Annotated in this window: 7 protein-coding genes, 1 tRNA gene and 1 pseudogene; 8 read left to right on the top strand and 1 reads right to left on the bottom strand. The window is 64.9% G+C overall.

Annotation, left to right across the window (positions count from 1 at the left end):
* Positions 1–20 precede the first annotated feature (20 nt).
* The 8 genes and pseudogenes from AB5I39_RS11665 (at position 21) to AB5I39_RS11630 (ending at position 13,968) form a co-directional block, all read left to right on the top strand.
* Positions 21–1,028, top strand: a complete 1,008-nt coding sequence (locus tag AB5I39_RS11665) for a sugar kinase (protein ID WP_404366853.1) — start codon at positions 21–23, stop codon at positions 1,026–1,028.
* Positions 1,015–2,582, top strand: a pseudogene (locus AB5I39_RS11660) (carboxylesterase/lipase family protein). The gene AB5I39_RS11665 and the pseudogene AB5I39_RS11660 overlap by 14 nt, the downstream one beginning before the upstream one ends.
* 212 nt (positions 2,583–2,794) lie before the next feature.
* Positions 2,795–5,716: a TonB-dependent receptor gene (locus AB5I39_RS11655; protein WP_404366850.1), complete on the top strand. Its 2,922-nt coding sequence runs from the start codon at positions 2,795–2,797 to the stop codon at positions 5,714–5,716.
* A gap of 79 nt (positions 5,717–5,795) precedes the next feature.
* On the top strand, positions 5,796–6,791 hold the full coding sequence (locus tag AB5I39_RS11650) for an alpha/beta hydrolase (RefSeq protein WP_404366847.1): 996 nt from the start codon (positions 5,796–5,798) through the stop codon (positions 6,789–6,791).
* A gap of 229 nt (positions 6,792–7,020) precedes the next feature.
* On the top strand, positions 7,021–8,154 hold the full coding sequence (locus tag AB5I39_RS11645; RefSeq protein WP_404366845.1) for a TonB-dependent receptor domain-containing protein: 1,134 nt from the start codon (positions 7,021–7,023) through the stop codon (positions 8,152–8,154).
* 255 nt (positions 8,155–8,409) lie between these two features.
* Entirely contained in the window at positions 8,410–10,926 is a 2,517-nt protein-coding gene (locus AB5I39_RS11640; protein ID WP_404366842.1) for a TonB-dependent receptor domain-containing protein, read from the top strand.
* 87 nt (positions 10,927–11,013) lie between these two features.
* Positions 11,014–12,855: a methyl-accepting chemotaxis protein gene (locus AB5I39_RS11635; protein ID WP_404366839.1), complete on the top strand. Its 1,842-nt coding sequence runs from the start codon at positions 11,014–11,016 to the stop codon at positions 12,853–12,855.
* 75 nt (positions 12,856–12,930) lie between these two features.
* Positions 12,931–13,968: a DUF2332 domain-containing protein gene (locus tag AB5I39_RS11630; protein ID WP_404366836.1), complete on the top strand. Its 1,038-nt coding sequence runs from the start codon at positions 12,931–12,933 to the stop codon at positions 13,966–13,968.
* Between the two features lie 79 nt (positions 13,969–14,047).
* On the opposite strand, the gene AB5I39_RS11625 is transcribed toward AB5I39_RS11630, so the two are convergent.
* Positions 14,048–14,133 (bottom strand) — tRNA-Tyr (locus AB5I39_RS11625).
* Positions 14,134–14,145: the final 12 nt, after the last annotated feature.

Raw genomic sequence — 14,145 nt, 5'->3', positions numbered from 1 at the left:
TGACCCGAAGGGGATTGGTAATGGGGCGTTTCCTCGCATTCGGTGAAATCATGCTGCGGCTCTCGCCCCCCGGGCGGGAATTGCTGATGCAGACGCCGAAGTTCGACGTTTGGGTCGCCGGTGCCGAGGCGAATGTCGCGGTGGCGCTCGCCAAGCTCGGGCATGATGTGGGGTTTGCCAGCGCCCTGCCCGACAATGATCTGGGCCGCGCGGCGCTGACCAACCTCCGTGGCGCGGGCGTTGATACACGCGGTATCCAGTTCCGCGGCGAGCGGATGGGGCTGTATTTCGTGACCTCCGGCGCCGGGATGCGCGCGACCGAGGTGATCTACGACCGCGCCTATTCGTCCTTTGCCGAAACGCCGACCGAAGCTTGGGATTGGGATGCGCTGCTGGCCGGGGTGGACAGGCTGCACCTGTCGGGCATCACCCCGGCACTCGGCCCCGTGCCCGCCGCCACCGCGATCGCGGCAGCCAACGCCGCCGCCGCTCGCGGCATCGCGATCTCGTTCGACGGCAATTGGCGTGGCAAATTGTGGGAACGCTGGGACAGCGATCCGCGCGGCATCCTGACGCAGCTCGTCGCCCAGGCCGACCTGTTGTTCGGCAACCACCGCGACATCGCTTTGCTGCTCGGCCGCGAATTCTCCAGCGATGGCGAGGAACGCCGTCGTGAAGCGACCGAAGCGGCGTTCGCGGCCTTCCCCAAGCTGCAGATCATTGCGTCCACCGCGCGGCATGTCGAGCATGTCGATCTTCACCGCCTTTCGGCCCGGATCGACACGCGCAGCGACCATGCGCAGACCGAAGAAGTGGTGCTCGCCGGGATCGTCGACCGGATCGGCGGGGGCGATGCCTTTGCCGCGGGTGTGCTGCACGCGCTGCGCTCGGGCGGTGACAGTGCCGAAGCCGCGCGCACCGGCCTGGCGCTCGCTGCGCTGAAGCATTCGTTGCCCGGCGATGCGAGCCTGTTCCGCCAAGCCGATATCGATGCTTATCTGGCGGGCGGGCTCGATGTCCGCCGCTAAGCTCGACCGGCGGGCGCTGATCGGGATCGGCGCGGCGACACTGACGCTCGGGGTCAGCCCGCTGCGCGCTGCGGCGCGTTCGACCACCGTTTCGGCCCCGGCGGGCCGGTTTGTCGGGGTGGCCGATACGGGCGTGCTGTCGTGGCGCGGCATCCGCTACGCGCGCGCCGAGCGTTTTCGCGCACCGACGGCTTTCACTTATGGCAGCGAGCCGCACCGTGCCGACACGTTCGGCCCAGTCGCGCCGCAATCGGGCAGCGCTTATGGTCCGCAATCCGAGGATTGCCTGTACCTCAACATCTGGAGCGCCGATCCGCATCCCGCCGCGCGCAAGCCGGTCCTGCTCTACATCCACGGCGGCGCCTACTCGGGCGGCAGCGTCACCGATCCGTTGAATGACGGCGCGGCGCTCGCGGCGCGCGGCGATTGCGTCGTGGTGACGGTCAACCATCGGTTGAACGCGTTCGGCTATCTCTATCTCGCGCGGCTCGACCCGCGCTTTGCGGATAGCGGCAATGCCGGGCAGCTCGATTTGATCGTCGCGCTCAAATGGGTGCGCGACAATATCGCGGCGTTCGGCGGCGATCCGTCGCGCGTCATGGTGTTCGGCCAGTCGGGCGGGGGGCGAAGATCGCTACGCTGATGGGCACGCCCGCGGCCAAGGGGCTGTTCCAGCGCGCCGCGACGATGAGCGGGCAGCAAGTGACCGCGTCCGGCCCGCTCAACGCCACCGCCCGCGCCCGCGCCTATCTGGCGAAGCTGGGGGTGCGCGAAGAGGATCTGTCGCCGCTGCTGGCGATGCCGCAAGAAAGGCTCGTCGCGGCACTCGATGCGACCGACCCGATCCTGGGCGGCGGAGTCTATTTCGGGCCGGTGCTCGATATGAAGTGGCTGACCCGCCATCCCTTCTGGCCCGATGCCAATCCGCAGGGGCTGTCGGTCCAGCTGATCCTTGGCAACACCCATGACGAAACGCGCGGCTTTATCTCGCCCGATTCGGACAAGGTGAAAGGGCTGACGTGGGACAATCTTGCGGCCCGGATGGCGCCTGAACTTAGGATCGACATTCTGCCCGAATGGGTGGTGGCGGAGTATCGCGCGCATTTCCCCAGCTGGTCGCCGACCGAAGTCTTTTACGGCGCGACGACGGCGGGGCGGAGCTGGCGCGGGCAAGTGATCGAGGCGGAGGCGCGCGCGCGGGCCGGGGCACCGGCGTGGGTCTATCAGGTTGGTTTCACGTCGCGCACCGATCCGCGGCGTGGGGCGTTTCACACGATCGACATCCCACTCGTCTTCGGCACGCTCGGCGCGCGCGGATCGCAGACCGGCAAGGGCGAGGATGCGCGGTCCGCGAGTGCGGCGATGCAAAATGCCTTCGTCGCTTTCGCCAAGACCGGTAACCCGAACCATCGCGGGCTGAAACCGTGGCCGCGCTACGATCTGGCGCACCGGACCACGATGGTCTTCGACGCGGCCTCCCGGCCCGAGGATGATCCGCGTCGCTGGCAGCGGGAGCTGTTCGCGCGCGTTCCCTACATACAGCCCGGAACATAAAGCATAAAATTCAGCGTTGACACCGGTTACCAAAGACGACAATCAGGACATCCGACGAGCCGCCACAAGAGCGGCCGTTACGCGGGAGAGGAGTGAAGCGCAATTCGAGCGCGCATTGTCTTCCCTTCTGCACACTGTCGCGCAGCCCCGACGGGCTCGATGCGGCCACCGGTGTCAATTCGCGTCGCGATTGCCGACGGCGCGCAAAGGGGATGAAAGATGACCAAGGTTTTCAGCAGCATGACGGCCCGGCGTGGCGTCTCCATCGGCGCACTGGCGATCGCGCTGCTGCTCCCGGCGACCGTCGCCGCGCAGACCGCGCCGACCACTCCGGAACCAGCCGCCCAGACCCCGACACGTCGGGCGACGAGGCCGGGCAGGACATCGTCGTTACCGGCTTCCGCCAGTCGCTCCAGGCGGCGCTCAACAAGAAGAAGAATTCGGTTGCTGCGGTCGATTCGATCGTCGCCGAAGACATCGCCAAATTCCCCGATCAGAACCTCGCTGAATCGCTGCAGCGCATCCCCGGCATCTCGATCCAGCGTGACGGCGGCGAAGGCCGCGCGATCACCGTGCGCGGTCTCGGCGCGCAATTCACCCGCGTCCGCGTGAACGGCCTCGAAACCGTCGCGACCTCGACCGACGGCGCGAGCGCGAACCGCGACCGCGCGTTCGACTTCAACGTGTTCGCTTCTGAACTGTTCAGCAGCCTCGTCGTCCACAAGACCGCCGAGGCCTCGCTCGACGAAGGCTCGCTTGGCGCGGTGGTCGATCTCAACACCGGCAACCCGCTTGCCGCCAAGGCCGGTTTCTCCGGCGCGCTGTCGGTGCAGGGATCGTATAACGATCTCGCCAAGACGCTGGGGCCGCGCGTTGCCGGGCTGCTGTCATGGCGTAACGATTCGGGCACGTTCGGCGCCTCGGTGTCGGCCGCCTATTCGAAGCTCAACACGCTCGAGCTTGGCAACAACACGACGCGCTGGGTCCAAGGCCGGTTCGACTCCGTCAACGGCACGCCCTGTTTCTATTCGTCCAATACCAGCACGACCCCGGTCGCCAATTCCGGCGGCTTCTACCGTCCGAGTGCTACGTGCGATCAGGCGGCGCTCGCTTTCCATCCGCGCATCCCGCGCTACGGCGTCATCACGCGTGAACGCGAGCGGCTCGGTATCACCGGGAGCGTGCAGTTCGCGCCGACCGATGCGACCAAGATCTCGATCGACGGCCTCTATTCGCGCTTCAAGGAAACGCGCGATGAGCAGTGGATCGAAGTTCTGCTGCGCACCAACGAACGCTCGATCGACGTGGTCAACCCGACCTATGACAATAAGGGGAACATGATCTCCGCCACGCTGAACGACGCGTGGGTCCGCGCCGAACATTACAACCGCAAGTCGCAGACCGAATTCTACCAACTCGGCGGCACCTGGGATCAGGACGTGACGGACAAGCTCCGCTTCACCCTGCTCGGCGGCTTCTCCAAATCCAATGCGAGCATACCGCAGGAAACGACGATCATCTTCGACGATCGTGATGCGCAGGGGTATAAATTCGATTATACCAATTCGCGTAGCCCGCTGCTGACCTTCGGCACGAGCGTGACCGATCCGACCGCTTTCCAGCTCGCCGAAATTCGTGACCGGCCGTCGAGCACGATCAACAAGTTCCGCACCGCCCAGCTTCGCGTCGAATGGGATGTGGCAGACGGCTTCCAGGTCAAGGCGGGCGGCGTCTATCGTCGCTTCAGCTTCGACACGGCAGGCTTCACGCGCGATACAGTCGTATGCCCGACCGCTGGCGGCAAGGACGTCGTCCTCGGCACGATCACCTGCTCGCCGAGCTCCGCATTTGGCCCGACCGCAGTCTATGGTTTCCCCGTGACGACGGCGATGGCGCAGACCGTCAATCTCGGCAACGCCGGGCAGCCGGCGGGCACGACCAGCACCTATATCGTGCCGAACCTGCCCGCGACCACCGCCTTCACCAACCTGTATGGCCGCACTGCGGCAGTCGATGCGAGCAACACGCGCGGCGTTGTCGAAAAGGTGACCGGCGGTTACCTCGAATTCGATGCCAAGGGCGAACTGCTCGGCCTGCGCTACGCGCTCAATGCCGGTATGCGCTACGTCAAGACCGACCAAAGCTCGTACGGGATCAACAGCGGCGTCAACGTCACCGTGCGTCGCAACTATGATGACTGGCTGCCGGCGCTCAACGTCGCTTTGTATCCGACCGACAACATCATCGTGCGCGGTGCCGTGGCCAAGGTGATCACGCGTCCGACGCTGGGCAACCTGACCCCGGGCGGCACGATCGACGGGTTCAACTATCGCATCACCTTCGGCAATCCGCAGCTCGATCCGTTCCGCGCGACGGCGTTCGATCTCGCGCTCGAATGGTATTTCGCGCCGCAGTCGATCGCATCGGTCGCGGTGTTCAAGAAGGACATCGAAAGCTTCCCGGTGTCGCAGCCGTTCACCGGCACCTATGCCTCGACGGGCCTGCCGCTGTCGTTGCTCCCGGCCGGTTCGCCTGCGGCCGGAAACCCGGAAGGGCAGCCGTGGACGATCACGGGTAACGTCAACGGCACCGGTGCCAACCTGAAGGGCATCGAATTGTCGGTGCAGGCGCCGTTCAAATTCCTGCCCGGGTTCCTCAAGAACTTCGGCGGCATCGCCAACGCCACGTTCGTGGATTCGACCGCAAACTACACCGTGTCGGGTCCCGCTGTGACCGCATGCGTTCCGGGTGCCACGCCGGCGGCAGCGTGCACCTTCGGACCTTTGGTCACCTACTCGCGTCGCGGCACCCTGTTCGGCCTGTCGAAACAGGCGTTCAACGGCACGCTCTACTATGAAGACAGCAAGTTCAGCGTGCGCGGCTCGATCAGCTATCGCGGGCCATATGTCGATGCCAACAGCGCGACCGGCAACGTGTTCGAAGGCTATAACGCGACGACCAATATCGACGCGTCGGTGCGCTACCGCTTCACCAAATGGCTCGAGGTTTCGGTCGAGGGTACCAACCTGACCGATACGTACCGCGATCGCTACACCGATCTCGATGCCAATCGCGCTTACGAAAACAATCATTTCGGCCGCACCATCCTGTTCGGTGCGCGCGTGCGAATGTAATCTCGAAGCCCCTTTCCTCCCCTCCGGACGCCGCCATTCCGATGGCGGCGTCCGTCTTGTTTGTGCCGGAGCCCCCTCGATGTTCAACCGTCGCACCGCAATCCTGGGAACTCTGGCAAGCGGATTGGCCGCGCCAGCGCTGGCGCAGACCGCGCCGCCACGGATCGGATCGGGCACGCCGGTCGCGGGCCTGCCGGAGCCGGACGAAACGATCGACCTGTGGCCGAAGGGCGCGCCCGGCAAGATCGGCCCGACGATCATCGAGACGGTCGAGGAACGCAGCAAGGAAGCGGCGCTGACCGATCGGGCGGTGCACGGCATTACGCGTCCGCGCCTGGTCGTGTTCAGGCCGCGTATCCCCAACGGGTCGGCGGTGCTGGTCACGCCGGGTGGCGGCTACGTTCGCGTGGTGATCGACAAAGAAGGTTATGAGATCGGGCGCTGGCTGGCGGCGCGCGGCTACACCGTGTTCGTACTGTTCTATCGGCTGCCGGGCGAAGGCTGGGCGGCGGGACCGAATGTCGCGCTCGCCGATGCCCAGCGCGCGATGCGGATCATCCGCGCGCGCGCCGGCGACTATGGCATTATGCCGGATCGCGTCGCGGCAATGGGCTTCTCCGCGGGGGGCCATGTCGCGGCCGATCTGGCGACGCGCTTTGCCGCGTCCGTCTATGCGCCGGTCGACGCGGGCGATCGGCTGAGCGCACGGCCCGACGTGGCGGCGCTGATCTATGCCGTGCAGTCGATGACGCCCGTGCTGGCGCACCCCGGATCGCGCGATCTGCTGATCGGTCCGGGTGCGAGTGCAGCCCTGGCAGCAGCGCACAGTACGGCCAACAATGTATCCGCCACGACCCCGCCGTGCTTCCTGGTTCATGCGGAGGACGATCCGGTCGTGAAGGTCGAAAACAGCGTGGAATTCCGCGCAGCGTGCAAGCGCGCTGGCGTGCCAGTCGAGACGCATCTGTTCACCAATGGCGGCCACGGCTTCGGCCTGCGTCGCGCACTGGGCAAGCCAGCCGAGGCCTGGCCCGAGTTGTTCACGACCTGGGCGCGGACGCAGGGGTTGAGTTGACCCAACAAGGCGGCGTCGCGCCGATCGGTATGTCGGCCAGGCGATCGCCAACCCGTCCTCGCTGAACGGTAATGGGCTGATCGGCATTTATAATATTCGCGACCGCCGCCAGCAGGATGTCGGCAACGTCACCAATGATATCCGCGCCAGCCGCGAATGGGCGATCGGCAACAACAGCCTGACGACCACGGTCGGCTTCTAAAAGGCACGGCAGGAGATCGACACATCGTTGCTCTACAGCGTGGCGGTGACGGAGATTCGCGGCGGCGGCGATGCCGCGTTGCTGGACGTGTTCAACGCCGCGGGCAATGCGGTCACGGCGGGGGGTATCTATGCCTACAACCCGCTGTCGGGCACGCAGCGCCGGACAATCCGGCTCGCCTATGACGTCTACGCGCCTTTTGCATCGGCCAATTACCGCTTTGGCCGCCTGTCGGTCGGCGGCAGCCTGCGCTACGATATCGGCAGTGCGAAGGGCCAGGTGTTCGGTGTCGAGCTGGGCGGCGGCCGGATCGGCCAGGTCGCGCGCGACATCAATGGCGACGGCGTGATTTCGCCACCCGAACAGCGCGTCGGCATCACCCCGACCGCGCCCGCCCCGGTCGACTACACCTACAAATACCTGTCCTATTCGGCGGGTATCAACTTCCGCTTGTCCGATCCGTTCGCCGTGTTCGCCCGCTACAGCCGGGGCGCACGCGCCAATGCCGACCGCCTTACCTTCGGGGCGGTGATCGACAACCAGACCGGCGCATTGGCCATTCCGAAGGCCGCTTATGACCCGGTGAAACAGGCCGAAATCGGCGTGAAATATCGCAACGCCAATCTGACGCTGAACCTTACCGGCTTCCACGTCGAGGCGCAGGATTCGAACATCAACACCGCCAATGGCAGCGTCATCGCGCGCGATTACAAAGCCAAGGGGCTGGAGTTCGAAGGGAGCTTCCACAAGGGTCTGTTCAGCCTGACCGCGGGTGCCACCTATACCGATGCGACGATTGTGACGGATCGTGTGAGCCCCGAGATCGAGGGCAACACACCGCGCCACCAGGCCAGCCTGATCTTTCAGGCGACGCCGCAGATCAGCAACGATCGCTTCGCCGTCGGCGCAGTCTTCATCGGCACGACCGACAGCTACGCGCAGGACGTCAACCTGCTGAGAATGCCAGGCTATGTGATGACCAACGCGTTTGTGCAGGTGCGACCGATCAAGCGCGTTCTGCTATCGCTGAACGCGACCAATCTGTTCGACACGATCGCGCTGACCGGCATCGACGAGGCGACCATCCCCGCGAGCGGGATCGTGCGCGGTCGCCTGCTCAACGGTCGCGCGATTTCGACGACGCTACGCTTCGACTTCTGACCGCGCCGTTCCGGCGGCGAAGAAGCGCTATCCACGCCGCGTCCGGCAAACCGGGCGCGGCACGGCGCTTTCGATGCACGCCGCCACGCCATCGTCCGACGTCAGCCTGCGCAAAAATGCGGCGGTGCAACCGCTTCCCATCCAAGTCCTCCTATAACGGATTCGTCCGGCCCGAAGTAGCCGCCCAGACATGTCCTGTTTTCACCGCCGGCGCATCGTCCGGCCTGTAAATCGTAAAAGGGTTCGAGAATGAAGATGAGTGCGTTGATGTTTACGGTCGCCCCATTGGCGCTGCTGTATCCGACCGTGGCATCCGCCGAGGCTGCGAAGCCCGAGGCGACGGCTGCAGCCGAAGCCGCAGCAGAACCGCAGGCCAAGACGGCTGCGCCGAACCACGGCGAAGCGGTGTTCTCGACCGGCGTCGCCAAGGGCCGCGACCGGCTCGACAGCGCGACGTCGACCAGCGCGCTGCGCGGCGAGGAGATTGAAAAGCTGAGCGCGCGGTCGCTGGGCGACATCCTGCGCAACATTCCGGGCATCCGCACCGAGTCTTCGACCGGCGACGGCAACTCCAGCTATACGATCCGCGGCCTGCCGCTCGCCGCCGGCGGTTCGAAGTTCATGCAGATCGAGGAAGACGGTCTGCCCGTTCTCGAATTCGGCGACTTCTTCAATCTTGGTTCGGACATCTTCGTCCGCGCCGATTTCAATCTCGCTGCTATCGAAGCGATCCGTGGCGGTTCGGCTTCGACCTTCGCGTCGAACTCCCCGGGCGGGGTGATCAACCTGATTTCGAAGACCGGCGACGTCGAGGGTGGCGCAATCCAGATCACCAGCGGCCTCGGGTATGACATGAAGCGGGTCGATTTCGATTACGGCACGAAGATCAGCGATACGCTGCGCTTCCACATCGGCGGCTTCTATCGCTCAGGCGAAGGCATTCGTCGCGTCGGTTATAACGCCTTCCAGGGCGGCCAGGTGAAGTTCAACGTCAGCAAGACCTTCGACAATGGCTTTATCCGCCTGTCGGGCAAGTATCTCGATGACCGCTCGCCGCAGTACATGCCGGGTCCGGTGCGCATCACCGGCACCAACGACAACCCGACCTACAGCAGCGTCCCGAACTTCGACATCAAGCGCGATTCGGTCCTGTCGCGCAATATCGACGCGATCATCGGATTTGACGAAAACAACCAGCCGTCGCGCACGTCGCTGCACGATGGGATGCGCGCAAAGGTCTCGTCAATCGGTCTGGAAACGCAGTTCGAGGTCGCCGGCTGGTCGATCACCGAAAAGGCGCGGTACTCCAAGGTTTCGGGCAGCGTCTCGCGCGATCTGGTCTCGCCTTATTATGCCGGTGTTGCGATCCCGGGTACGATCACCCCCGGCGGCACGCTGAGCTATGCCAACGGCGCCAATGCCGGGCAGATCATCGCCAATCTGAGCACGCTCAACGGCAACGGCCTGGTCGGTGCGATGCTGTTGACCGACGTGCACGCGAACGCGCTCGACAATTTCACCAACGATCTGCGCGCGAACCGCGTATTCAAGGTGGGCAAGGGCGACCTAACGATCACTGGCGGCGTCTATAAATCGGTGCAGAAGCTCAACACCAATTGGCGCTATCTCAGCATCCTGCAGGATGTGGTTGGCGGCGGCAATTCGGCACTGCTCAACTTCTCCAACGCAGCTGGCGTCGCGCAGACGCAGGATGGCTATACCGGCTTTGCGCTGGAAAGCCCGGGCTCGCTCTTCAACGGCACGTACAAGCGCGTTTTCGACGTGAACTATGACATCACCGCGCCCTATGGCTCGGTCAATTACCACATCGGCAAGATCGCCCTCGGGGGCAGCATCCGCTACGACACCGGCAAGGTGACGGGGCAGTTGCTCGGCTTCGATCTGGGCGGCGGCCGCGCGAGCCTGACGGGATACGATTTCAACAATAACGGCGTCATTTCGGTCGCCGAGAGCCGGACGGCGGTGGTGCCGCTCACGCGTCCGGCACCCGTAAACTACAAGTATGATTACGTCAGCTATTCGCTGGGCGTGAACTATCGCATCGCGGAATCGCTGTCGGCGTTCGCCCGCTACAGCCGCGGCGCGCGCGCCAATGCCGACAAGATCCTGTTCGCCACCGCAGTCAGCACGGCCGATGGCAGCCTGGGCAATCCGGCGGACGGCTACGACGTCGTCACGCAGACCGAAGGCGGCGTGAAGTTCCGCACGCAGGGCATCACCGTCAACGCGACCGCCTTCCTTGCCGATACGCAGGATACCAATGTGCAAGCGGGCACCGGTACCCAGACGAAGCGCAATTACCGCGCCTACGGCCTGGAACTGGAAGCCGGTTTCCAGCACGGGCCATTCAGCCTGACCGCCGGGGCGACCTATACCAAAGCCGAGATCAAGAACGACACGCTCAACGCTGCGGTTGCCGGACAGACGCCGCGGCGGCAGCCCGACCTGATCTTCGAAGCCACGCCGCAATATGACAGCAAGCTGTTCACGGTCGGCGTAAACATGATCGGCAACACCAGCAGCTACACGCAGGACACCAACCTGCTGAAGATGCCCGGCTATGTGTTGGTCAATCCGTTCCTGCAAATCCGCCCGGTCGACCGGGTGCAAGTGATGCTGAACGTCAACAACGCCTTCAATTCGCTGGCGTTGTTCGAAGTCAGCCAGTCGGCGGTCCCGGCAAACGGCGTCGGCTGGGCCCGCGCGGCCAATGGCCGTTCGGTCACCGCTTCGCTTCGCCTCGACTTCTGATGTGACCGGGCCATCGCGTGCCCTCCCTGCACGCGATGGCCCGATCATCCCGACCGATTTCATAAAGGCCTTACGATGTTCAAATCCATGAAGATCCCGAGAAAGCTGGCGCTTTCGTTCCTCGTCATCTGCGTCTCTGCGGCCGCGATGATGACGGTGTTTTTCATGAACATCAGCTCGATCCGGGCTGCGACCGACAGCAACAATCACAGCCAGTTGGTGCATGCCAAGGCGCAGATGCTCGAGACGTCGCTGTTGCGCCAGAACAGCCAGATGCGCGGCTATTTGGTGACCGCCGACCCGACCTATCTCAAATCCTATGACGAAGCGCGCGACGACTATGACAGTGCGTCGCGCGAGCTCGAAACGCTGCTGGCGGAACCCGCGCTGAAGACTGCACTGCTCAAGTCGCGCGCCGCTACGATCGAATGGCGCCAGAAGTGGGGCGACCGCCTGATCGAGAAGGTCAAGAGCGGCCAGCGTGAGAGCGCACAAGCCGAGGTGCGCGCCGCCGGCAAGGCCGTGCTGACCAGCGCCGCCGTCCTCCCGCTGCGCGACATTCGCGACGCCGAAGAAGCGTTGATCGAGAAGAATTCGGCAAGCCAGAACGGCGCGATCAGCTCCGCCGTCACGGTGCTGATCATCGGCGGGATCGCGCTGATCGCGATCGCCGTGGGCCTAGCCTTCCTGCTCAGCCAGCTGATTGCGCAGCCGGTCACGCGCCTGACGCGGACGATGGCGGATCTTGCCGCGGGTAAGAACGACATGTCGGTGCCCGATCTGGATCGTCAGGACGAACTGGGCGACATGGCGCGCGCCGTGCTGGTGTTCCGTGACGCCGCGATCGCCAAGAGCTTGGCCGACGAAGCCGCCAAGCGCGCCGAGGCGGACCAGAAGATGGTCGTGGCGACCGTCTCCGATCAGCTCGCTGCGCTGGCGGAGGGCAATCTGACCGCCGAGATCAGCGCCGCCTTCCCGGCGGACTACGCCGCGGTGAAGACCAACTTCAACGCCGCCATCGCCGCGCTGCGCGAATTGATCGCCTCGGTGATGGATTCCGCCGCAACGATCAGCAGCGGGTCGCGCGAAATCGCACAGGCGTCCGAAGACCTTGCCCGCCGCACCGAATCGAACGCGGCTAGCCTGGAGCAGACCTCCGCCGCCGTCACGCAGATGGACGGTCGCCTGAAGGCGACGGCGGTCGCCGCCAACCGCACCGCGAAGCGCGCCGAAAGTGCAATGGGCACGGTCACGGACGGCCGCACCACTGCCGAGGAAGCCGTGCAGGCGATGAGCCGTGTCTCCGAAAGCGCTAAGGGCATCGACAGCGTGATCGAGGGGCTCGACAAGATCGCCTTCCAGACCCGAGTTCTTGCGATGAACGCGGCGGTCGAGGCGGGCCGCGCAGGCGAGGCCGGACGGGGCTTTGCGGTGGTCGCCGATCTCGTCTCGGCGCTCGCCATGCGCGCCGAGGAAGAAGCGGGCCGCGCGCGGGATCAACTGAGCGCGACGCAGACCGATATCGTGACGGCGGTCGGTGCGGTCGAGAAGGTCGATGTCGCTCTGGCCGAAATCTCGACCGGCTTTGCCGACGTCAACCAATTGCTCGGCGACATTGCGGCCGACAACCAGACTCAGTCGAACGCGATCACCGAAATCAGCAGCGCGCTTGGCTCGATGGATCAGGCCACGCAGCAGAACGCCGCGATGGTTGAGGAAACCTCGGCTGCCGCCCGCAACCTGGCGGAGGAAGTCGGCGGTCTGTCGGAACGCGCAAGCCGTTTCAACGTCGGCGATGGACGCGCCCCGGCAGCACGTCAGCGCAGCAGCAGCGTCATGAATCGCCCGGTGCGAAACCTGCCCGCCGCCGCGATCCCCGCGCTGGTCCGCTCGGCAGCGTCGACCGATGATGACTGGCAATCCTTCTGACGCGAACCGCGCTCGCCCGCCCCGTCGCGGGGGCGGAAATTCGTCGCCACCGCGACATCGCCTGAGGAATTGCGCATGAACATGGTTGCGCCCATTTTGGGCCATCAAGAGCTGCGCCATCAGGCCGGTATCGTCCGCGGGCTGGGCTCCGACTTCGTGGCCGATGTGCTCGAGGCGGGCCAGCGCCAACTCCACCATGCGCCGCGGACGCAACGCCTGATCGAGACATGGCCCGGCGACCCGATCGATTCAGCGCTGGCGATGCGCTTCAATGCGGCGCTGCACGCGCTCGCCCGGCGCAACAAGCACCCCCGGCTGAGTGCGCTCTACCGCGGCCGGCATGATGATTTCGACGGGGCGATTGCGGAAACGCTGACCGCCGAGGATGCGTTCATCGCGGAATGGATGCGCCACACGCCTCAAACCAACGAGGTCGGCCGCGCCGCATCGATCGCGGCGGCGCTGATGGTCCTACAGGAGCACTTCGCCATGCCGGTCGAATTGCTCGAACTGGGTGCGAGCTGTGGCCTGAACCTCAACCTGGGGCATTATGGATACCGCTTGGGCGGGGTGCGCGCCGGATTGCCCGAATCGCCCGTCCAGGTCGCGCCGAACTGGAATGGGCCAGCACCGATCAACCGGCCGTTCGTCGTCGCCTCGGCGCGCGGGATCGACCTTAATCCGCTGTCCGCCACAGACGCCAAGACGCGCGAGCGCTTGCTGTCGTTCGTTTGGGCCGACGAGCCGGAACGCGCGCAGCGGCTGGAGGACGCGCTTGCGCTAGCCGTACAGCACCCGCCACAGATCGAGCGCGGCAATGCCGTGCCCTGGCTATTGCGTCAGCTCGCCATCCCGCACGACCGCCGTACCTGCCGCGTCGTCTACCATTCGATGGTCCTGCAATATATGATCCCGGCCGATCGCAGCGCGATCGAAACAATGATCGCCGCAGCAGGCAGGCGCGCGACGCCTGATCGCCCCATCGCGCGGATCAGCTTCGAACGCGAACGCGCGAACGAACAGGTACAGCTGATCCTCACGACGTGGCCCGATGGCGAGCGACGCCTGCTGGCGCATTGCCATCCCTACGGCAATTGGATCGCCTGGCATTGAGCACGTAGGCGAGCGCTTTACACTTATTGATTCGCGGTGGTGCAAGGTAGCGGGGCCGCATCCGGGCCGCGCTGAAATTTGGTGGACAGGGCTGGATTCGAACCAGCGTACGCTTGCACGGGCAGATTTACAGTCTGCTGCCTTTAACCACTCGGCCACCTGTCCATTGGGCCGCTT

It is taken from the genome of Sphingomonas sp. MMS24-J45 (assembly GCF_044881195.1).
Classification (GTDB): domain Bacteria; phylum Pseudomonadota; class Alphaproteobacteria; order Sphingomonadales; family Sphingomonadaceae; genus Sphingomonas.
This window is presented reverse-complemented; position numbering and strand designations above follow the sequence as displayed.